The 21,436-nt window shown below is 63.2% G+C and carries 21 protein-coding genes; 12 read left to right on the top strand and 9 right to left on the bottom strand.

The genetic code is table 11. The features are described from left to right. The first annotated feature begins 13 nt into the window (after positions 1-13). Positions 14-835, top strand: a complete 822-nt coding sequence (locus OKC29_RS01105) for a DUF2927 domain-containing protein (RefSeq protein WP_073349992.1) — start codon at positions 14-16, stop codon at positions 833-835. 135 nt (positions 836-970) lie between these two features. Here the strand turns inward: OKC29_RS01105 and OKC29_RS01100 are convergent, their stop codons facing one another. Next, positions 971-1,219: a DinI family protein gene (locus tag OKC29_RS01100; RefSeq protein WP_011705785.1), complete on the bottom strand. Its 249-nt coding sequence runs from the start codon at positions 1,217-1,219 to the stop codon at positions 971-973. 256 nt (positions 1,220-1,475) lie between these two features. Between OKC29_RS01100 and OKC29_RS01095 the strand changes: the two genes are divergently transcribed. Together OKC29_RS01095 and ykgO are read left to right on the top strand one after the other, a co-directional pair. Beyond that, positions 1,476-1,745: a type B 50S ribosomal protein L31 gene (locus OKC29_RS01095; RefSeq protein ID WP_073349990.1), complete on the top strand. Its 270-nt coding sequence runs from the start codon at positions 1,476-1,478 to the stop codon at positions 1,743-1,745. Further along, positions 1,742-1,867 (top strand): type B 50S ribosomal protein L36, encoded by a 126-nt coding sequence (gene ykgO / locus OKC29_RS01090; RefSeq protein WP_005300174.1) that lies wholly within the window; start codon positions 1,742-1,744, stop codon positions 1,865-1,867. Before OKC29_RS01095 ends, ykgO begins: the two co-directional genes overlap by 4 nt. 50 nt (positions 1,868-1,917) lie before the next feature. Here ykgO and OKC29_RS01085 read toward each other — a convergent pair whose 3' ends face one another. Further along, a complete protein-coding gene (locus OKC29_RS01085) occupies positions 1,918-2,784 on the bottom strand; it encodes a pirin family protein (RefSeq protein ID WP_073349988.1) in 867 nt (288 codons plus the stop codon). A 123-nt stretch (positions 2,785-2,907) separates the two neighbouring features. Here OKC29_RS01085 and OKC29_RS01080 point away from each other — a divergent pair, with 123 nt between their 5' ends. Further along, positions 2,908-3,813: a LysR family transcriptional regulator gene (locus OKC29_RS01080; RefSeq protein WP_073349987.1), complete on the top strand. Its 906-nt coding sequence runs from the start codon at positions 2,908-2,910 to the stop codon at positions 3,811-3,813. A gap of 94 nt (positions 3,814-3,907) precedes the next feature. Here the strand turns inward: OKC29_RS01080 and araC are convergent, their stop codons facing one another. The 4 genes from araC to OKC29_RS01060 all read right to left on the bottom strand — a co-directional run bounded on the left by araC (position 3,908) and on the right by OKC29_RS01060 (position 8,567). Beyond that, positions 3,908-4,819: an arabinose operon transcriptional regulator AraC gene (gene araC / locus OKC29_RS01075; RefSeq protein ID WP_045790020.1), complete on the bottom strand. Its 912-nt coding sequence runs from the start codon at positions 4,817-4,819 to the stop codon at positions 3,908-3,910. A gap of 142 nt (positions 4,820-4,961) precedes the next feature. Next, on the bottom strand, positions 4,962-5,963 hold the full coding sequence (gene araH / locus OKC29_RS01070) for an L-arabinose ABC transporter permease AraH (protein ID WP_011705780.1): 1,002 nt from the start codon (positions 5,961-5,963) through the stop codon (positions 4,962-4,964). 48 nt (positions 5,964-6,011) lie between these two features. Continuing rightward, entirely contained in the window at positions 6,012-7,511 is a 1,500-nt protein-coding gene (gene araG / locus OKC29_RS01065; protein ID WP_073349985.1) for an L-arabinose ABC transporter ATP-binding protein AraG, read from the bottom strand. A gap of 72 nt (positions 7,512-7,583) precedes the next feature. Then, a complete protein-coding gene (locus OKC29_RS01060; RefSeq protein ID WP_011705778.1) occupies positions 7,584-8,567 on the bottom strand; it encodes an arabinose ABC transporter substrate-binding protein in 984 nt (327 codons plus the stop codon). Between the two features lie 361 nt (positions 8,568-8,928). Between OKC29_RS01060 and OKC29_RS01055 the strand changes: the two genes are divergently transcribed. The 5 genes from OKC29_RS01055 to OKC29_RS01035 all read left to right on the top strand — a co-directional run bounded on the left by OKC29_RS01055 (position 8,929) and on the right by OKC29_RS01035 (position 15,152). Beyond that, a complete protein-coding gene (locus tag OKC29_RS01055) occupies positions 8,929-10,620 on the top strand; it encodes a ribulokinase (RefSeq protein ID WP_073349983.1) in 1,692 nt (563 codons plus the stop codon). Further along, positions 10,617-11,315, top strand: coding sequence for an L-ribulose-5-phosphate 4-epimerase (locus OKC29_RS01050; RefSeq protein ID WP_011705776.1), 699 nt, complete (start codon positions 10,617-10,619; stop codon positions 11,313-11,315). Before OKC29_RS01055 ends, OKC29_RS01050 begins: the two co-directional genes overlap by 4 nt. Before the next feature lie 15 nt (positions 11,316-11,330). Beyond that, positions 11,331-12,830: an L-arabinose isomerase gene (araA, locus tag OKC29_RS01045; RefSeq protein WP_073349981.1), complete on the top strand. Its 1,500-nt coding sequence runs from the start codon at positions 11,331-11,333 to the stop codon at positions 12,828-12,830. A gap of 232 nt (positions 12,831-13,062) precedes the next feature. Continuing rightward, positions 13,063-14,490 carry an exodeoxyribonuclease I gene (gene sbcB / locus OKC29_RS01040; protein WP_182859524.1) on the top strand — a complete coding sequence of 476 codons (1,428 nt, stop codon included), beginning with the start codon at positions 13,063-13,065 and terminating at the stop codon, positions 14,488-14,490. 155 nt (positions 14,491-14,645) lie between these two features. Beyond that, positions 14,646-15,152, top strand: coding sequence for a hypothetical protein (locus tag OKC29_RS01035; protein ID WP_039214596.1), 507 nt, complete (start codon positions 14,646-14,648; stop codon positions 15,150-15,152). 72 nt (positions 15,153-15,224) lie between these two features. Here the strand turns inward: OKC29_RS01035 and OKC29_RS01030 are convergent, their stop codons facing one another. Continuing rightward, entirely contained in the window at positions 15,225-16,934 is a 1,710-nt protein-coding gene (locus OKC29_RS01030) for a glycoside hydrolase family 36 protein (RefSeq protein WP_073349916.1), read from the bottom strand. Between the two features lie 159 nt (positions 16,935-17,093). On the opposite strand from OKC29_RS01030, the gene OKC29_RS01025 reads away from it, so the two are divergent. From OKC29_RS01025 to cdd, 3 genes are all read left to right on the top strand, one after another. Continuing rightward, the gene (locus OKC29_RS01025; protein ID WP_024944025.1) at positions 17,094-17,450 is read left to right on the top strand and encodes a CidA/LrgA family protein; all 357 of its coding nucleotides are present in this window, start codon (positions 17,094-17,096) and stop codon (positions 17,448-17,450) included. After that, positions 17,447-18,133 (top strand): LrgB family protein, encoded by a 687-nt coding sequence (locus OKC29_RS01020; RefSeq protein WP_011705770.1) that lies wholly within the window; start codon positions 17,447-17,449, stop codon positions 18,131-18,133. Before OKC29_RS01025 ends, OKC29_RS01020 begins: the two co-directional genes overlap by 4 nt. Before the next feature lie 187 nt (positions 18,134-18,320). Next, positions 18,321-19,202 carry a cytidine deaminase gene (cdd, locus tag OKC29_RS01015; protein ID WP_073349914.1) on the top strand — a complete coding sequence of 294 codons (882 nt, stop codon included), beginning with the start codon at positions 18,321-18,323 and terminating at the stop codon, positions 19,200-19,202. A gap of 84 nt (positions 19,203-19,286) precedes the next feature. On the opposite strand, the gene OKC29_RS01010 is transcribed toward cdd, so the two are convergent. After that, the gene (locus OKC29_RS01010; protein WP_073349912.1) at positions 19,287-20,951 is read right to left on the bottom strand and encodes an AMP-binding protein; all 1,665 of its coding nucleotides are present in this window, start codon (positions 20,949-20,951) and stop codon (positions 19,287-19,289) included. Positions 20,952-21,048: 97 nt separating this feature from the next. Further along, entirely contained in the window at positions 21,049-21,327 is a 279-nt protein-coding gene (locus OKC29_RS01005; protein WP_011705767.1) for a YfcL family protein, read from the bottom strand. Between the last annotated feature and the right edge of the window lie 109 nt (positions 21,328-21,436).

The raw sequence follows: 21,436 nt of genomic DNA, 5'->3' as shown, positions 1-21,436 counted from the left end.
TCAAGGAGGAGACATGACTTCATTGCGCCGTTACCTTGCCGTGCGCCACTCAGGCCGGCGCCGGCCGCTCGGCCGCTGGCTGGTGGCACTCCTGTTGCTGAGCCCCTGGCTGCAAGCCGCCGAGCGTTGGCAGAGCGATGCCTATCTCACCGAGAGTTTCTTCGAGGTCGCCATGAAGCGGGAGTACGGCCACGAACAGAACGTGCACTTCTCCCGCTGGGAACAGCCCATCCGGCTCAAGCTGGTCAACGAATTTGGCGATAAGGCGCTGCAAAGCGAGGTGGTCAAAGTACAGAGCCAGCATCTGGCCGGCATCATAGGCCGTCCCATCACCCTGGTCAGCGAGCGACCCAACATCACCCTGATCATGACAGAACGCGCCAAGATGGCGAACTGGGCCAAGCGCACCATGGGGCAGGATGCCTCCGTCAAGACGGCGCTCAAGGAGGGGCTCTGCATGGCCAACTTCACCACCAATACCCGCCGCGAGATGGCCCGCGCCACCATCATCATTCCGGTGGATTACAGCCGGGCCAAGGGGCGCTTTCTCGACTGCGTGGTGGAGGAGCTCACCCAGGTGATGGGGTTGCCCAACGATTCGGACAAGGTGTTCCCCTCCATCTTCAACGACAACAGCATCGACAGCTTCCCGACCGGGCTCGATTACGTGCTGCTCAAGCTCGCCTATCACCCGGCCCTGCAGGCCGGCATGACGGCCAGCGAAGTGCGGGCCGCCCTGCCTGTCGCCCTCAAGGCACTGCGCGCCAGCGGCGACATCGCCCAGGCCGATCAGCGGGTGCAGGTCAACAGCCTCAAACGCTGGGCAGGGCTTTGACGGTTGAGAATTAAAGGTTGAGTGCTGACGCACCATCAGCTCGGGAGCTCATCCCACCAGCAACAAAAAACGCAGCCTTGGGCTGCGTTTTTTGCTCGGCAAGAGAGGCGCTAGATAAAATCCCGGCCACCGGGCTCAGGAGGCAACACTCTCCGGCATCCAGCTGTCGGCATTCTCCCACACCTCCTGCACCATGGCTTCTGCCAGCTCCTTGTCCTCCTTGCTGGCGCGGCTGACAGTCAGTGCCATGGCACTGCCGGGGGCGACCCGCACATGCAGGTCGGGGAATTTCTCGCCCAGTTGCTTGAGCAGCTCCTGACGCAGCGCCTCCATGGTCGAGGTGGGCACCTGATGTTTTTTGTCGATGATGATTTCCAGACGCATAGGATACTTCTCCATGATTTATAACTGTATTTTTATACAGTAAAGATCAAAAGTAAAGCGCGTCATCAACCTCTTGTTGCCAACCCTGCTGCGACATCACCAAACCCGGCTGGCTACCCCTCTTGCCGGAGAGGCAGAGCTCCCTTGGGCAATATCATCCCATCATCACACAAGACAAAAAATTGTTGATATCTATTCTCAACAAAGGCATGATTTATTTGTTATGTTATAACAACCAAATTATAAGGCCAGTATCATGCGTCCCGACATTCACCCCGAGTACCGTCAGGTTCTGTTCCACGACCTGACCGCCAACACCTATTTTCTGGTGGGTTCTACCCTCAAGACCGATCGCACCAAGCAGTGGGAAGACGGCAACACCTACCCCTATGTGACGCTGGATGTCTCCAGTGCGTCACACCCCTTCTATACCGGCAAGCAGAAGCAGGTCAGCAAGGAAGGTCAGGTCGCCCGCTTCGGCCAGCGTTTCGGTCAGTTCTTCAACAAAGGAAAAGCGCAGTCATGAAAGTCCTCTCCTCCCTCAAATCAGCCAAGTCGCGCCACCCCGATTGCCAGATTGTCCGCCGCCGCGGCAAGCTGTTCGTGATCTGCAAGAGCAACCCCAGGTTCAAGGCCCGTCAGCGCTGATCCGCAGCCTCATAAAAACAAGGCCCTCATGCGAGGGCCTTGTCCATTTATCACTCCGGCATCACGCCGAATCTGCCGCTGTTGAAGTCATCGATGGCCTGCACTATCTCCTCATGGCTGTTCATCACGAAGGGGCCGTGCCCCACGATGGGCTCCTCGATGGGATCACCGCTCAGCAGCAGCATAGTGGCGTCGCTGTTTGCCTCGATCATGACCTGCCGACCTGCCCGGTCCAGCACCACCATCTGCGCCTCCCGGGCGATGGTACTGCCGTTGACCTGCACGGTCCCCTTGAGCACGATGAGCGCGCCGGTCCAGCCTTCGGGCAACTCGAGTGTGCTGACGCTGCCCTGCACCAGACGCAGATCCCAGACATGCAGCGGGCTGAAGGTATGGGCCGGGCCACGGACCCCCTCAAACTCGCCGGCGATGACCCGCACCGACCCCGCGTCGCTGGCCAGTGCCACGGTCGGAATATCGCGCGCCAGGATGGGCTGGTAGCCGGGCGGCGTCATCTTGTGCCGGCTCGGCAGATTCACCCACAACTGCACCATCTCCAGCTCACCACCCGACTCACTGAAGGCCGGGGCGTGAAATTCCTCGTGCAGGATACCGGCGCCGGCGGTCATCCACTGCACGTCACCCGGGCCTATCACGCCGCCCCGACCGGTCGAATCCCGGTGCGCCACTTCGCCCTTGTAGACGATGGTCACCGTCTCGAAACCGCGATGGGGATGTTCACCCACCCCGCGCGGCTGGCTGGTCGGCGTAAAGTTGGCCGGGCCGGCATAGTCGAGCAGCAGGAAGGGGCTCAGCTGCTTGCCGTGGCTGCTGTAGGAGAAGAGAGAGCGGACGGGAAAGCCGTCGCCTACCCAGTGAGGACGGGGTGCGCTGTAAACACCGAGGATCTTTTTCATCTGTCGCTCCTGACATATCCGGTGGAATTGAACACTGGAGACAGCATAGTTTCGAGACGAACAGGCGGGTAGACTGCTAAATTGGGCATCAGCGTCCTATTTTTGGAACGATGAGAGCACCCTATGCAGGATCTGAACGATCTCTACTATTTCGTCCTGGTGGTGGATCACGGTGGCTTTGCCCCCGCCGGCCGCGCCATCGGCATGCCCAAATCCCGCCTCAGCCGCCGGATAGCACAGCTCGAAGAGCGGCTCGGCGTGCGGCTGCTCCAGCGCTCGACCCGCCAGTTTGCGGTGACCGAGCTGGGCCGCACCTATTACGAGCACTGCAAGGCGATGCTGGTGGAGGCCGAGGCGGCGCAGGCCGCCATCGAGATCACCCGGGCCGAGCCCTGCGGGCTGATCCGCATGAGCTGCCCCATCGCCCTGCTGCACACCCATGTCGGCCCCATGCTGGCGGATTTCATGGCCCGTCACCCGCAGATCAGGGTCGAGCTGGAGGGGACCAATCGGCGGGTCGACCCCATCGCCGAAGGGGTCGATGTGGCCATCCGGGTCAGGCCACCGCCGCTGCAGGACAGCGAGCTGGTGATCCGGATACTGGCGCAGCGTCGCCAGTGCCTGGTGGCCAGCCCGGCACTCGTCACACAGCAGGGCTTGCCCACCGCGCCGGCGGATCTGCACGGCTGGCCCAGCATGGGGCTGGGGGCGCCGCGGCAGCACTACCTCTGGTCGCTGTTCGGACCGCAGGGGGCGCATGCCGACCTCACCCACCAGCCCCGCTTCGTCACCACCGACATGGTGGCGCTGCGCAGTGCGGCGCTGGCCGGGGTCGGGGTGGTGCAGTTGCCGCTGTTGATGGTGCAGGAGCAGCTGACCGCCGCCACCCTGGTCAAGGTAGTGCCTGCCTGGGAGCCGAAGCCCGAACTCATCCACGCCGTGTTCCCCTCCCGGCGCGGCCTGCTCCCCTCAGTGCGGGCCCTGATCGACTATCTGGTGGAGCGCTTCGCCGCCATCGACGAGGAGTGATGAAGAAAGCAGCGGCCCCCTGCCCCAGGCAGCCACCCCATCATGGGGTGGACGCTGAAGTGACAGGATAGGCCGCGGCCTCAGGCAAGAGGGGTCACAGCGGGGTGGCACATTTGCGGTATTCGGTGGGACTGACCCCCACCCGTTTCCTGAACACCCGCGAGAAGTAGAGCTGATCGTCATAGCCCACCTGCTGGCCGATGGTGGCCACCGATAGCGGCGTGGTCTGCAGCAGCAGCTTGGCCCGCATGATGCGCTGATCCTCGCGCCAGCGCACTATGCTCACCCCTACCTGCTCGCGAAACAGGTGCGCGAGGCGCGAAGGGGACAAGAACACCTGCTCCGCCAACGCCTCCACCGAGATCTCGGCGCAGAGCGACTCGCTTAAGATCTGGCACGCCTGGTGAACCCGGTGGTCGATGGCGGGATAGGCATCCAGGGAGGAGGCTTCGTAGCAGCGAATGAGCAGCCGCTCCAGCAGGTTCATGGCCAGTTGCTCCGACATGGGCCGCAGCTGCTGGTGGGTCTCTTCAATGTCGAGGAACAGGGCATCGAACTCGGCGAGCAAGGCGGCGTCCGCCAGTTGCAATCGCCCCACCCGCTCCGTCACCTGCGGCCACTTGAGCCAGTCGGCCCAGTAGGCCCGCGGCCGGAAATAGACCCAGCGGTGGTACCACGCCTGGGCATCCGGCGCCCGGCCGTAATGGTGCACCGCCGCCGGCGGGAACAACAGCAGGTCACCGGGCTCCACGGTGAAGGCCTGCTCCCCCTGGAAGATCTGCCCCTTGCCCCTGATGGTCAGATTGACGATGAAGCCCTTCATCCCCTGGGGCCGGTCGATGATGAAGTCGAGCGCACTCCCCTGCTCGATGGGGGTCATGCCCGAGACCAGGAAGACGTCGAAGGCATAGCCCGGCAGCAGAGGGTTGAGTTGTTTCGGCTTCTCTTTTTGCATCGAGGACATGGCGGAAAACAGCGCTTGGGTAAAAAAATCGGCTTGGGCCATTGTAAAGACTCACCTTGGGAACGCGCTATCCGGCGCGTGGCGCCGTGTGAAATTGGTGAACTGGCTCACAACGGGATGTGTCGTGTGCCGCGGGGCAACCCTAGGCAGGCCCGCAACGCGCGGGCCTGCAGTTGGACAGGGATCAGATGCGCGCCTTGCGTACCTGCTTGTAGCGGTCGAACAGCACGGCGGCGAGCAGGATGAGGCCACGCACCACGTACTGGGCAAACGGGGAGATGTTGAGCAGGTTCATGGCGTTCTCCATCAGCCCCAGGATCAGCACCCCGGCGATGATGTAGGAGATCTTGCCGATCCCCCCCTTCATGGAGACTCCCCCCAGCACGCAGGCGGAGATCACCACCAGCTCGAAGCCGATGGAGGTCATCGGCTGGCCCGAGGTCATGCGCGAAGCGAGTATGATGCCGGCGATGGAGGCAATCAGCCCGGTCATGGTGAAGATGATGATCTTGGTGCGCACCACGTTGACCCCGGCCAGGCGCGCCGCCTCCTCGTTGCCCCCCATGGCCAGGGTGTTGCGGCCGAAGGTGGTCTTGTTGAGCAGCAGGCCGAACAGCACGAAGCAGACGGCGGTCAGCCAGACCGGGGTCGGAATGCCGAGCAGGGCGGAGTTGCCGAGCTCGAAGAAACGCTCCTCGACGATGCCCACCGCCTTGCCGTCGGAGATGATGTAGCCCACCCCGCGCGCCATCTGCATGGTGGCGAGGGTGGTGATGAGGGCGTTGATCTTGAATTTGGCCACGACTATGCCGTTGATGAGGCCAAACAGCACTCCCACCGACATGCCGGCCAGGATACCGACCGTGATGCTCTCGGTGGCGTTGATGCCCACCGCGCAGGCGACGCCGGAGCAGGCCACCACGGAACCGACCGACATGTCGAACTCGCCGGAGGCGAGGCAGAACAGCATGCCGCAGGCCACCATGCCCGACATGGAGACGGCGAGCCCGAGCCCGCGCATGTTGATCAGGCTGGCAAAGTTGGGTACCAGCACGCAGGCCAGCAGGAACAGGATGGCGAAGATCACCAGCATGCCGTATTGATCCCAGACGCGGGCCAGTTGCAGGCGGGAGCCGCTGGCCGCCGCGGTGCTGGCGGCCTGGCCGACTGAGGTAGTAGTTGTCATGGTATTTCTCCTGAAAATTCCGGGTGCTATCTCGTTGCGGTCAGCAGATCAACGGGCCGGCATGGCCAGATTGAGCGCCTTGACCTCGTTGGCCTCGTCGTGGGAAAGCTCGCCGGCGATCTCCCCCTCCCGCATGACCATGATCCGGTCCGCGATGCCCAGCACTTCCGGCAGCTCGCTGGATACCACCACCACGGCGATGCCCACCTTGGCCAGATCGTAAATCACGTTGTAAATCTCGTTCTTTGCCCCGACGTCGATGCCGCGGGTCGGCTCGTCGAGCAAGATGACTTTCATGTCCTCGGAGAGCCAGCGCCCCAGAATGGCCTTCTGCTGGTTGCCGCCGGAGAGGTTCATGATGGCCTGCTGGGGAGATGGGGTCTTGACCCGCATGTCGCGGATCCGCAGCCTGGCATTCTCGTCTTCCCACTGCTGGTTGATCCAGAAGCCCCCCCACGCGTGGTGACGGCGGGCACTGATGTTGATGTTCTCCTGCACCGAGTGAATGGGGATGATGCCGAGCGCCTTCCTGTCTTCGGTGCAGAGCATGATGCCGCTGCGAATGGCGTCGATGGGGCTGCCGATGACCACCGGCTTGCCGAACACCGCTATCTCGCCGCTGTGCATCTTGTCGGCGCCAAAGATGAGCTTCATCAGCTCGCTGCGCCCGGCCCCCACCAGCCCAAAGATGCCGAGGATCTCCCCGCGTTTGACCTCGAACGATACCGGCGCCTTGAGCCCAGGCCCCATCAGATTCGCCACCTTGAGGCCCGCCTCGCCGAGCGGCCTTGGGCTGTAGCCATAGATGTCGGTCAGCTCGCGCCCCACCATGGTCTTGACCAGCAGATCCCGGTCCACCTCGGCCATGGAGGCGAAGGTGCGCACGAACTGGCCATCCTTGAACACCGTGATGGCGTCGCACAGGGCGAAGATCTCGTCCATCCGGTGGGAGACGTAGAGAATGACCTTGCCCTCGTCACGCAGCTGACGGATGACCCGAAACAGCTGCTCGATCTCGCGCGACGACAGGCTGCTGGTCGGCTCGTCGAAGGCGATGACGCTGGCATCCCGGGTCAGTGCCTTGGCGATCTCCACCATCTGCCACTGCCCGAGCAACAGGTACTTGAGCGGCGTCTCGGGGGAGACGTCCATGCCGAGGCGCGCCAGCTGCCTGGCCGCATCCTGATAGAGCTTCTCCCGATCGATGACCCCGCGCCGGGTCGGCAGCTGGCCGAGGTAGATGTTCTCGGCCACCGTCATCTCGGGCACCAGGTGCAACTCCTGATAGATGATGGCGATCCCGCTCTCCAGCGCATCGACCGTGCTCTGAAAGACCCGCTCCTGACCGGCCAGCTTCACCACCCCGGTGGTGGGCGATTGAAAACCGCTCAGGATCTTGAGCAGGGTGGACTTGCCCGCGCCGTTTTCCCCCATCAGCGCGTGCACCGTGCCCTGCTGGCAGCAGAAGGAGACGTTCTTCAGCGCCTTGACGCCGGGAAACTCCTTGCTGATGCCGCAAAACTCCAGATAAGGAACTGACTGATTCATGTTTCACTCCAGCCGACCGGCATGGCGCACTTCGCCATGCCGGTCTCGGTATCAGGGTTTAGATGGCGTCAATCACAGACCTTTCTTCTGCAGCTCGACCTTGAAGTTGTCGCGGGTGATGAGCACCACGTCGGTCACCTCGGTGAACTTGGCCGGTTCTGCGCCGTTGACCACCCAGTCATGGAGCATCTGGATGCTCTTGTAGCCATGCACGTCCGGGCTTGGCAGCAAAGAGCCGAGGAAGCCAGTGGCGCTGGACTTGGATAGCTCGTTCACCGCATCCACCCCGTTGATGCCGATGCCGATGACGTTCTCGGCCTTGAAGCCCTGCCCTTCGGTGGCGCGCACGCCGCCGAGCACCGTGTTGTCATTCATGCCGACGATGAGCCAGTTCTTCACCTCGGGGTGCTGCACCAGCATGGAGTTGGCGGCATCCAGCGCCCCCGGAATGTCGTTGGCCTTGGTGGGTGAGCGGTAGATCTGCCCCTCGGGGAAACCGGCGGCCTTGAGTGCGCTCAGAGAGCCTTCGACCCGGCGGCGGGCGGTGTCGAGCTCGTCGGCGGTGATAGCGAGCACCCCTGTCGCCTTCACGTCCCACTGACGCTTTTGCATCTCCTTGTAGAGCTCCTGGCCCTGGCGTTCACCAATCTTGGTGGCTGCCATCATCACCAGAGGCACCTGCTCCATGGGCTGGCCCTTGGCGTTGACGAACTGGTCGTCCACCGTGATGACCTTCAGATCCATGCTGTTGGCCTTGGCCATGATGGCTGCCCCGAGCTTGGGATCCGGGGTGCAGATGACGAAGCCCTTGGCGCCGTTGGCTGCCAGGCTGTCGATGGCATTGAGGGTCTTCTCGCCATCGGGGACGGCGATCTTGATCACCTCGAAACCGAGATCCTTGCCCGCCTTGTCGGCGAAGTTCCATTCGGTCTGGAACCAGGGCTCCTCCGGTTGCTTGACCAGGTAGCCCAGCTTCAGTGCCTCGGCTGAGAAAGCAGAATTTGCCATACCAAGGGCAAACCCCATTGCGATCATGCTGTTAACGATTTTGTTCATGCGAGTGTCTCCAGGTGTTCTATCAATCCATGTATCCACGCAGTGCTGCTCCTTGAGTCAATCAAGTCACAGCCATATAAAAACATGCTTAAACAGGACGTTATTGTTGTTGCTAGTTGAGCGAACCAAGTTGTAATCGTTTTCACATGGAAAAATGGAGAGCAGGATCACGCCATGAAATTGCAGCCGTTTTGTCTATGTTTTCAGCAAAATAATCACATAGCCGATCTTCGATGGCCGTCACCCTCTTGCCGGCATAGCGTTTAAATCCATATTTCCAGCAGCCAATGGCTAACCGCCCATCCGGTCCATCTCCTATGGTTCCTCACCAGTCACCCCTCATTGATGGTCAGGAGCACTTATGTCTGAGCACCCCAGGTCCGAGCAGATCACCATCGGACTCGATTTCGGCAGCGATTCGGTCAGAGCACTCGCCGTGCGCTGCCACGACGGCGCCGAGCTGGCAACCCAGGTCGTCTATTACCCGCGCTGGCAGGTCGGTCGTTACTGTCAGCCGGTCACCAACCAGTTCCGCCACCACCCCCTCGACTATCTGGAATCCATGGAGCAGGCGGTGGTGGCGGTGGTGAGCCAGCTCACCCCGAGTCAGCGCGCTGCCGTGCGCGGCATCGGGGTGGACAGCACCGGCTCGACGCCAGCCCCCATCGACGAGGAAGGCCGTGTGCTGGCCCTGCGTCCGGAGTTTGCCGACAACCCCAACGCCATGTTCGTGCTGTGGAAGGATCACACCGCCATCGAGGAGGCCGAGGCCATCACCGCCCTGTGCCACTGCGGCCAGTTCCCCGACTACAGCCGCTACATCGGCGGGGTCTACTCCTCCGAGTGGTTCTGGGCCAAGATCCTGCACGTCTCCCGCGCTGACGCAGCGGTGCGCGCCGCCGCCTGCAACTGGATCGAGCTGTGCGACTGGGTTCCCGCCATCCTGAGCGGTACCCAGGCCCCGGCCGACATCCGGCGCGGGCGCTGCTCCGCCGGCCACAAGTCCCTCTGGCACCCGATCTGGGGCGGCCTGCCCCCCGCCGAGTTTCTCAACGCACTGGATCCGCTGTTGACCGAGGATCTCGACTACCCCCTCTTTACCGACAGCTGGACCGCCGATCTGCCGGTCGGTACCCTGACCCCGGAGTGGGCGGAGCGGCTGCATCTCTCCTGTGAAGTGGTGATCGCCGGCGGCGCCTTTGACTGCCACATGGGGGCGGTGGGGGCCGGGGCCGGCAACAATGCGCTGGTCAAGGTGATAGGCACCTCCACCTGCGACATCCTGATCGCCGACGAAGCCACCATCGGTGATCGCGCCATTGCCGGGATCTGCGGCCAGGTGGACGGCAGCGTGGTGCCGGGCATGGTGGGGCTGGAGGCGGGACAATCGGCGTTTGGCGACATCTATGCTTGGTATCAGCGCCAGCTCGGCTGGCCGCTGGAGAGCCTCGCCGCCCAGTATCCGGAGCTGCGCACCGCCATCGAGGCCCACAAGCGGGAGCTGCTGCCAAGCCTCGCCGCCGCCTGGGAGCAGCAGCGCGATCTGGCCCACCTGCCGGTGGTGCTCGACTGGTTCAACGGTCGCCGCACCCCCTACGCCAACCAGCGCCTGCAGGGCACCGTCACCGGGCTCAACCTCGGCACCGATGCGCCCGATCTGTTCGGTGCCCTGGTGGCCTCCACCGCCTTCGGGGCTCGCAGCATCATGGAGTGCATGACCAGTCAGCAGGTGCCGGTGGAACAGGTGATCGCCCTTGGCGGCATCGCCCGCAAGTCGGCCACCGTGATGCAGACCTGCGCCGACGTGATGAACAGGCCCATCCAGGTGGTGGCCTCGGATCAGTGCTGCGCCCTGGGGGCGGCCATCTTTGCCGCCGTGGCGGCTGGCATCCACGCCGATGTGGCCAAGGCCCAGCACCACATGGCGAGCGCCGTGGAGCGCACCCACCAGCCTGACCCTGAGCGGGTCGCCGAATACGAGCGCCTTTACCAGCGCTACCTCGCCTGGGGTGCTGCCGCCGAGCCGCTCTACAACCGGGGAGTACCGGCATGAACCTCAAGATGCTCAAGGAGCAGGTGCTCGTCGCCAACCTGGATCTGCCGCGCCACGAGCTGGTGACCTTCACCTGGGGCAACGTCAGCGGCATCGACAGAGAGCGCAACCTGGTGGTGATAAAGCCGAGCGGCGTCAGTTACGAGCGGATGCTGCTCGAAGACATGGTGGTGCTGGATCTGGCGGGCAAGCAGGTGGAAGGCGCCTTGCGCCCCTCCTCCGACACCGCCACCCACCTGGTGCTCTATCGCGCCTATCCGGAGCTTGGCGGCGTGGTGCACACCCACTCTACCCACGCCACCGCCTGGGCCCAGGCGGGGCGCCCCATCCCCATTTTCGGCACCACCCAGGCCGACTACTTCCACGGCGAGATCCCCTGCTCACGCCTGCTCACCCCGGGTGAAGTGGAGGAGGATTACGAGGGGCTGACCGGTCATCTCATCGTCGAGACCCTCAAGCAGACCCCCATCCTCACCATGCCGGGGGTGCTGGTGGCCAACCACGGCCCCTTCAGCTGGGGCAAGAGCGCCGAGGACGCGGTACACAATGCCGTGGTGCTGGAAGAGGTGGCGCGCATGGCCTGGCTCACCGGCCAGATCAACCCCGCGGCCCGCCCCCTGCCCGATTACCTGCTGGAGAAGCACTACCAGCGCAAACATGGCAAACACGCCTATTACGGCCAGACAAAAGCATAAACAGAGGACACCAAGATGGAATTGATGAAACAGCTGGAAGTGTGGTTCCTGGTCGGCAGCCAGCACCTGTATGGCGCCGCCACCCTGAAGCAGGTGGCCGATCACGCCCACACCATCACCAGCCAGCTCAACGAGCGCACCGGCCTGCCGGTCAAGATAGTGCTCAAGCCCACCGGCACCACCCTCGACGAGATAAGCGCGGTGGCCCGCGATGCCAACCACGACCAGCGCTGCATCGGGCTCATGGTGTGGATGCACACCTTCTCTCCAGCCAAGATGTGGATCCCGGCGCTGAGCCAGTTGCAAAAGCCCCTGCTGCAATTCCACACCCAGTTCAACCGGCATCTGCCGTGGAGCGAGATCGACATGGACTTCATGAACCTGAACCAGACCGCCCACGGCGGCCGTGAGTTCGGCTTCATGGGGGCCCGGCTGCGGCTGCCGCGCACCGTGGTGGTCGGTCACTGGCAGGATGAAGAGGCCCACCGCAAGCTGGGCAACTGGATGCGGGTCGCCGCCGCCATTCACGACAGCCGCCACCTGAAGATCGCCCGCTTTGGTGACAACATGCGCAACGTGGCGGTCACCGAGGGCGACAAGATTGAGGCCCAGATCCAGTTCGGCTATCAGGTGAACTACCACCCGGTCGGCGACCTGGTGAAGGTGATCGACGCCGTGCCCGCAAGCGACATAGAGGCGCTGCTAGCCGAATACGAAGAGATCTACACCCTGACCGAGGCGGTGCAGGCAGGCGGGGAGCTTCGCGCTTCTCTGTATGAGGCGGCGCGCCAGGAGCTGGGGATGAAGAAATTCCTCACCGACGGCGGCTTTGGCGCCTTCACCACCACCTTTGAAGACCTTCACGGCCTGCACCAGCTGCCGGGGCTCGCCTGTCAGCGCCTGATGCAGCAAGGCTTCGGTTTTGGGGCAGAAGGGGACTGGAAGACGGCCGCCCTGCTGCGCACCCTCAAGGTGATGGGGGCCGGTCTTGCGGGCGGCACCTCCTTCATGGAGGACTACACCTACCACCTGGAGGCAGGCAACAACCTGGTGCTGGGGGCCCACATGCTGGAAGTCTGCCCCTCCATCGCCGCTGATAAACCCGTGCTGGATGCCCAGCACTTAGGGATAGGCAAGAAGGCCGACCCGGCCCGCCTGCTGTTCGCGGCCCCCGCCGGCAAGGCGGTCAATGCGAGCCTGATCGATCTGGGCAACCGCTTCCGGCTGGTGGTCAATCAGCTGGACGTGGTGGACCTGCCAGAGGCCATGCCGAAACTGCCGGTGGCCAGCGCCCTGTGGCAGCCCATGCCGGACCTGCAGACCAGCGCCGAGGCCTGGATCCTGGCCGGGGCCGCCCACCACTCGGTGTTCACCCAGTCGGTGGATATCGAGCAGCTGCGCACCTTCGCCGACCTCATGGGCATCGAGTGCGTGGTGATTGACCAGCACACCCGCATCCCCGAGATCAAGCAGACCCTGCAGTGGAACGAGGTCTACTACAAGCTCTGTCACTGAGCCCGCCACCAGAAAACCTGGACAGCCCCGTCAACGGGGCTGTCTCTTTTCATCTACGCTCCCGAACCTCTTTTCACCTACCACTGGCGCCTGCCTGCCCAATAAAGCGGCAGCCGGCTGGTCTGCCCTTCGTTCTGCCTGCGCTATGGTTTACCATGCAGGCAACCGAGGTGCATGGCACCCCCACCCTGGCGCCAGGCGCCACCGTCATCGGATATCCCTCTCGAGCAACATGAGCAAAACAGCACACGCCGGCAGCGAGCCGACCTTCTACTTCCACGACTACGAGACCTTCGGCATCAGCCCGGCCAAGGACAGACCGGCGCAGTTTGCCGGCATTCGTACCGACGGGGATTTCAACCTCATCGGCGAGCCGCTGGTCATCTATTGCAAGCCGCCCGCTGACTATCTGCCGGAGCCGGAGGCGTGCCTGATCACCGGCATCACGCCGCAAAAGGCGATGAAGGACGGGCTGTGCGAGGCGGATTTCATCCGTCAGATCCACGAGCAGTTCGCCACTCCGGGCACCTGCGTGCTGGGCTACAACAGCATCCGCTTCGATGACGAGGTGACCCGCTACACCCTCTATCGCAACTTCTATGACCCCTATGCCTACGCCTGGCAGAATGGCAACTCCCGCTGGGACATTCTCGACATGCTGCGGGCCTGCTACGCCCTGCGCCCGGAGGGAATCGAGTGGGCGTTTGACGAAGAGGGCAAGCCAAGCTTCAAGCTGGAGAAGCTCACCGTCGCCAACGGCGTGACCCACGCCAACGCCCACGATGCGCTCTCCGACGTGCTGGCCACCATCGAGATGGCCAAGCTGGTGAAAAAGGCCCAGCCCAAGCTGTTTGGCTACCTGTTTGACCTTCGCAACAAGAACAAGGTGAAGGCCCTCATCGACGTGGTGACCATGAAGCCGCTGGTGCATGTCTCCGGCATGTTCTCCCCCTGGCAGGGGTGCGCAAGCTGGGTCTCGCCGCTCGCCTGGCACCCCAGCAACCAGAACGCGGTGATCATGGTGGATCTGACCCGCGACCCCACCCCGCTCATCGAGCTCACCAGCGAGGAGATACGCGAGCGCCTCTACACCAAGAAAGAGGAGCTGGGGGATTTGGCCGGTATTCCGGTGAAGCTGGTGCACATCAACAAGTGCCCGGTGCTGGCGCCGGCCGCCACCCTGACGGCGGAGCGTGCCGACCAGCTTGGCATCGACCGGGAGCAGTGCCGCAAGAGCCTGGATCTGCTGCGCGCCCACCCCGAAGTGCGGGAAAAACTGGTGGAAGTGTTCAATCAGGAGTTTGCCGGCAACAATGACGGCGACCCGGATACCCAGCTCTACGCCGGCTTCTTCGGTCACGGCGACAAGTCCACCATGGATCTGGTGCGCGCCACCCCGGCGGATCTGCTGGGCGAGCGGGAGTTTGCCTTCACCGACTCACGGCTGCCGGAGATGCTGTTCCGCTACCGTGCCCGCAACTGGCCACACACCTTGAGCGAAGCGGAGCAAAAGCGCTGGCGGCTGCACTGCAGCGACTACTTCAGCCGCCGTCTGCCCGACTATGTACCGCGCCTCGAGGAACTGGCCGAGCAGAATCAGGGTAACGAACGGAACTTTGCCATCCTCAAGAGCCTCTATCACTACCTCGAAAATCTGTGAGATGTGACCCGCCTCACGGTTAAATGACTGTACGCTCCCCCGCCCCGCGACATAATGGGAAGGGGGAGCAAAGACTCCTGATGTTTCAATTATTTGTGCGCTAACATTGCACTAACGGCCGGTTGGCCTATCGACCCTTGGGGATGCCGCATCCGATGCGTTCAGGATTATCCGGTTTTGGTTTGCTCATCTGCGCCCTGCTGCCATCGGCCAGCATGGCGGGTGTGCGTTTTGATGTCCCCGACTACCTGTTGCAGTTGCCGCAGCAGACCTATCAGCTGATCGAGAGCAACTTCAGCCGCCTCTATCAGCAGACCGACTTTACCCCCCAGATCACCAACAGCTATTTCAATCGCTCCGATCTCTACAACTTCGTCGGCGTGCCGCTGGCCATCACCCCCCAGGCCGGTTTCCAGCTGGAAGTGTTCGGCCAGCTCTACAACCGTGCCTCCCAGAGCTATGTGCACATGAGCCAGGACATGTCGCTCTATCGGATGATCCGGGCCGACATGATGGGCAACACCAACGACGAGGTAGCCCTCGGCATGGGACTCGGCATTCCGCTCACTGCGCAGCTCACCTTCAAGGCCCTGCTCTCCAGCAACGAGATCCCGGGCTATGGCGCCGCCAATTACGCCATCGGCTTCGAGTGGCGTTACTGACCCCGGCATAGCAGCGCCTTTCGCAATACATTCAGGCTCCCGCGGGAGCCTGAATCATGATTGCCAGCCCGCTCAGCGGTAGCGGATCACCCGCCCCTCGCCCCCCTGCAGGGTGAGCGCGGTACCGACGGCCCCCTCATCCCAGAAATCTTCGCCGCCTGCCGGCAACAGGAACTCCTGAGGCTGCGCCTCCCAGTTGAAGAGGCAGAGCAGGGTGCCGCCCCCGGGCAGGCTCACCTCGCCGCAGGCAAAGTCCATCGACTCGAAACGGGCGCCAGGGGCGCGCGCCGCGCAAAGCTCGAGCAGCTTGCGCAGTTGCGCCGCCTGCACCTCGTCGAGATCCTGCAGCCTGTCCCCCGCCAGCATCATGCCGCCGCTTGCCACCAGCGCCGCCAGATGGAAACGGTACTCGGCAGGGCTCGCCTGCTGGCTCGGCAGATCCCGCAGGCAGATGCAGTCAGGGTCGAGGGCCCACAGTCGGTCGTTCTGCCAGGCGCGGCAGAACGCCTCGCGAGCGATCTGGCGATAACGATGACCGTTGCGCTCCACGTCATCGCTCACCCGCATGCCGTGCACCAGCCCAAGGCTTGGCCAGATGGGGGCGTTGCAGCCGAGCAGGAAGGCCCCCTCGCCCGCCCCGCGCAGGATGGCGGCCATGCCGCGTCGGTAGGCCTCGACCCGGGTGGCGGCCGGGTCGTGGAAGCGACCGCCGTGGATGGCTCCCCAGAAGTTGGCGTCGAGCTTGAAATAGTGGATGCCCCACTGCTCGCGCAGGGTACGAAACACCCGCTCGAGGTGAGCCTGCACCTCGGGGTGGGTGCCATCCAGCACATACCAGGGGGTGCAGCGCCAGCCGCCGTAGGTCACCCGCTCGGCGGGCAGCGGCAGCCCGTCATCCCCCTTCACGAACCAGTCGGGGTGCTCCTGAAACACCTGGGAGCCGGGCTCGGCGATAAAGGGGGCCACCCAGAGCGCAGGCTCGCAACCGGCGCCTTTGATCTCGGCGGCCAGGGACGCCACCCCCTGCTCGAACTTGGCCGACGGGGTGAGCCAGTCACCCATCTTGGCTTGATAGCCGTCGTCAATCTGCACGTAGCGCAGGACCGGGAAGCGCTCGGCACGCACTTGCAGGTTCTCGCGAATGTCGGCGGCGCTCACGTCCGCGTAGTAGTGATACCATGAGCACCAGCCGCTGGGGCGCTCACCAAGCTGGCCGATCAGCGAGCCATGCTCGGCTTCGATCCGCTGCGCCAGTTCGGCCAGCAGCGCCTCCCGATCTTTCCCTTCGAGGCAGAGCAGCGCCTCGCTCTGCCAATGCTGGCCGGCAGGGAGTGCACGCCCCTCACCGTTCATCAGGATCTGCAGCCGGCCATCGGGGTAGAGCCGAAACTCCCCGCCAAAGCGCTGACAACTGGCAAAGGCGAGCAGCAGCCAGCCCTTGTCATGCTCCACCAGCAGCAGGTTGTGCACCGTGTGATAACCCTGATCATCGGTGATCCGATAGACACCGGCATCGGGGCAACGGCCGACCGGCTGCGGCGCTTGCCAGCTGCCCATGGTCTGGGCCAGCATCTGGAAGCCTTCGCCGTAGATGGCGCACGCGGGCGAGAGGCCGAGCTTGCCGTCAAACAGCGTCCAGTACCCGACCCGGGCCTCGCTGCGGCCTGTGTTGTCGAGCCGCACCCGGCACAGGGGCCCCTCCCACTGGCGGGTTTGCAGCAACGAAGGGGGCAGATGGTGGTCGTCCGCCAGCTGGCGCAGGCGGGACAAGAGAGATGTCATGGCGACTCCTTGTGGTTCGAAAAGGGTTCTATCTGAAAATCTTCAATTAAATCAGCCTCAAACGAACTGATTTCAGCTGTTATTGTTTTAATGCCGCGACCCTGCCTCTCTGGTAGACTGGCGTATTCCTTACTTCACCGTTACCAAGATGGGGCTCCTGTGATCGCGCAACGTGCCTTGCTGTACCTTCGTGACTTTCTGGTCATCGTCGCCTGCCTGCTGGCGGGCAAAACCCTGGCAGCCATCCTGCCGTTTGCCTTCCCCGGCAGCATCATCGGCATGCTGCTGCTGTTCGTGCTGCTCTCCCTGCAACTGGTGAAACTGCATTGGGTAGAACTCGGCGCCGGCCTGCTGCTGCGCCACATGGGGGTCTTGTTCGTGCCGGTGGCGGTCGGGCTGGTGGCCTGGCTGGAGCCGCTGCGCCAATCCTTCGGCCTCATCATGCTCTGCATCGTGCTCGGGATCGTGCTGATCCTCGGCACCGTCGGCCGCCTCTACCAGAGGATGAACAAATGATCTTCTGGCTGGCCATTCCCTTGACCCTGGCGCTCTACTTCGCCACCCGGGCCCTCTATCGCAAGCTGCCCTGGCCCATCATCAACCCGGTGCTGGTGCCCACCGCCGTCATCATCGGCCTGCTGCTCTGGTTCGATCTGCCGCTGGAACAGTACGAGAGCGGCACCCGCCCCATCACGGCGCTGCTGGAGCCGGCGGTGGTGGCGCTGGCACTGCCCCTTTATCAGCAGGCCCGCCAGATCCAGGCCAGGCTCAAGCCCATCCTAATCTGTACCCTGAGCTCGGTCTTGATCTCGGTCTGCACTACCTTGCTGATCGGTCATTTTATGGGCGCCGATCCGGCATTGCTGGCCTCCCTCGCCACCAAATCCATCACCACGCCGCTCGCCATGAGCGTCAGCCAGTCCCTGGGCGGCATTCCCGCCATCGCTGCCGCCGTGGTGGTGGTCGTCGGGATCGTCGGCGCCCTGATCGGCTTCCCCCTGCTCAAACTGATGCGGGTCACCGACCCCGAAGCCCAGGGGCTGGCCATGGGGGCCTGCGCCCACGCCATCGGCACCGCCACCTCCGCCGAGCAGGGCATCACCCAGGGGGCTTTTGCCTCACTGGCCATGGTGGTGTGCGGCATCCTCACCGCCGCCGTCGCCCCCCTGCTGTTTGCCATTTACCACTGGTTGAGCTGAAGAGCACCCTTTTCCGCGATGGCGGGCCTGCGGGCCCGCCGATGTGCGACCTGCCGCACAATTTGCACAAGACAAACGTTTCCATTACCATCCCCCTCCGTTTGCCCGTCAGGGCGTGAGCATGCTCACACATTTAGCCGAGCTTGCTCCCTACAATGGCCCCCCAATTGGCCTTTGAGGACACACTATGCATCCCCGTTTTGCCAAGCCACTCGATACCCTGTCCGCCCCGCTCAAGGCAGCGCTGCTGCCCATGCTGGGCGATGATTTCCAGGCTCGCTTCACTCCGGATCAGATCGCCACGCTGAAGGCCGCCACCGGTCTTGACGATCGCGCCCTGCGCCTGGCCCTGCTGCCGCTGGCTGCCGCCTGCTCGGTGGCCCCCATCTCCAAGTTCTTCGTCGGTGCCATCGCCTGCGGCCTGAGCGGCAACTGGTATTTCGGCGCCAACATGGAGTTTGCAGGTCAAGGGCTGTTCCACTCGGTCCATGCCGAGCAGTCCGCTATCTCCAACGCCTGGCTGGGCGGCGAGACCGGCATCTCTGAAATCACCGTCAACTACACCCCTTGCGGGCACTGCCGCCAGTTCATGAACGAACTGAGCACCGCCAAGACCCTCAAGATCTCCCTGCCGGATGACTTGAGCGCGCTGCAATCCTTCCTGCCCCACTCGTTCGGCCCGGCGGATCTGGACATCACGGACGCGCTGATGAGCCCGCAGGCCCACGACGAGCTCACGCTTGAGAGCGACGATCCGCTGTGGCAGGCCGCACTGGCCGCCGCCCGCCAGAGCTACGCCCCCTACAGCCAGGGCTATGCCGCGGTGGCGCTGCAGTTCGCCGACGGTCGCATCTTCTGCGGTCGCTACGCCGAAAACGCCGCCTTCAACCCCAGCCTGCCGCCAATGCAGATGGCCTGTGCCCACGCGGTGCTGGGCGGCGAGGATCTCGCCACCATCCGCCGCGCCGTGCTGCTGGAGAGCAAGGATGGCCAGATCAGCCAGCAGGACTCCGCCCGCGCCACCCTCAAGGCGCTCGGTTCGGTCGAGCTGGAGTATCAGGCGGTCTGACCTGCCGTTGCCTGAAACAACAAGGGGAGCCAGTGGCTCCCCTTGTTGTTTTATGGTGTTCAGCAGCAAGCCTGCCGGGCCCCGTCAGGACTCCCAGATGATGCTCTGGGAAGAGGACCAGGCGTCGCCGAGATCGGCATACTTCTGCTCCAGCAGGTGGCGGCGGATCTTCATGGTCGGAGTGAGCACCCCGTTCTCGATGTTCCAGGGGCTCTTCACCACCAGGATGCCCCGGATTTTGGCATGGGACTCCAGCTGCTCGTTGACCCGGTTGCGGGCCGCCTCCAGCTGGGCATTGACCTGATTGCGATCCCCCCTCATGGCGCTCTCCGCCAGCTGCACCAGGGCCACCGGCTGCGGCATGCCGTAGCCAATCACGCACAGTTGCTCGATGATAGGCTCCTGGCCGAGCAGCCCCTCGATAGGCACTGGCGCCACATACTTGCCCTTGGCGGTCTTGAACACGTCCTTCATGCGGCCGGTGATGGTGAGATAGCCCTCCCGATCCAGCTTGCCCATGTCGCCGGTATGCAGCCAGCCCTCTTCGTCGATGGCTTCACGGCTGTGCTCGGGATCCTTGTAGTAACCCAGCATCATCCCCTCGCAGCGACAGAGGATCTCCCCTTCGTCGGAGATCTTGATGGTGACCCCCGGCCCCGCCTTGCCGACCGTGCCTATCTTGTCGGCCCTAAACGGGTAGTTGAGGGTGGAGAAGGCGTGGTTCTCGGTCATGCCCCAGGCCTCGGTGATCTCGATGCCGATGCTGTGATACCACTCGAGCAGGGCCGGTGCCACCGGCGCCGAGCCACAGCCCAGCACCCGCGCCTGATCCAGCCCCAGCCCCTTTTGCAGCTTGCGCTTGATGAGGCTCGACACGAACGGGATCTTGAGCAGCAGCTCGAGTTTTTTCTGGGGCAGCTTCTCGTGGATCTTGATGCGGAACATGGCCCACAGTCGTGGCACCGAGATGAACACGGTGGGACGGCAGCGCTTGACGTCCTCGATGAAGGTATCGAGGGATTCGGGGAAAGCGATCTCGGCGCGGCCATAGAGACTGCCGCCATAGACATAGACCCGCTCGGTGATGTGGGCCAACGGCAGGTAGGAGAAGCCGCGATCCTGCTCGCACAGCCCGACCGCCTCCACCAGCTTCTCGCACGACCAGGCGTAGCGCTCGACGCTCAGCATGGACCCTTTCGGCTTGCCGGTACTGCCGGAGGTGTAGACCAGGCTCAGCAGGGAGTCCGGAGCCTGCACCGGGCTGTCCGGGATGGGTTCGTGTTGCTCCAGCAGATCGTCCCACTGATGGGCCGCCGGCATGGTGTCATAGGGAAAGGCTATGCGCAGCAATTCGGCGGGTACCCCCGCCTCCTGGCTCTTCCAGTCATCGAGCTTGCCGACGAAAATCGCCTTGGCCTCGCTGTGACGCAGCACATATTCGATGGTATCGACGTTGGCGGTGGGGTAGATGGGCACACTCACATACTGCCCCATCTGCATGGCGAGATCGGCGATGAACCACTGGGCGCAGTTCTTGGAGAGCAGCGCCACCTTGTCACCGGCCACCAGCCCCAGCTGACGCAATGCCGTCACCATGCGGCGGGCCTCGTCAGCGACCTCACCCCAGGTGAAGTCCAGGTATTCGCGGTTGATGGTTTGACGCAGATAGACTCGGTCAGGACACTGCCGCTCCCATTGGTAGAGCATTTCGAGCGGCAGTTTATTGGCAATACGCGAGGAGGAAGCCATAGTTTAATCCCTGAAACAAAAGGCGAAACTTATTATTAACCTTTCACTAACCTCAGGGAAGAATAAACTCAAACTTCTGTTTGAACTGTGTAACCGATCAAGCTTCTGCTTGTTGTTGCAAACGAATCCACATTGCCTGCACCAGCTTCTCGTCCTGCTCGGAGAGTTCCCCCTGCAGGATCGCCTCGTTCAGGCTGCGCAGCACATAACTCTTTACATCCCGCACCAGGGTCTTGCCTTCCAGCTCGGCCCGCGCCACCGCCAGCGAGATGTGGCCACGCAGATAACCCCCGGCAAACAGCTCATCGTCGGTCGCCGTGGCCACCATGCCGTCTATCAGTCCCAACAACTTGTGCTCAAAATCATGAATCGTCATTTAACGCAGCCTCATTTTCCGGGGTTGCCGGCAAAATAATTCGGGGGAGTGGAACCGCGATCCGGTTGACCACGGCTCTCTGGCGCCAGGCCAGCCGCATCCTTGATGT

The organism is Aeromonas sp. QDB34, assembly GCF_027705405.1.
In the GTDB taxonomy this organism is placed as follows: Bacteria; Pseudomonadota; Gammaproteobacteria; order Enterobacterales; family Aeromonadaceae; genus Aeromonas; species Aeromonas hydrophila.
Note: the sequence above shows the minus strand (reverse complement) of the source record. Positions and strands in the feature narration are given on the sequence as shown.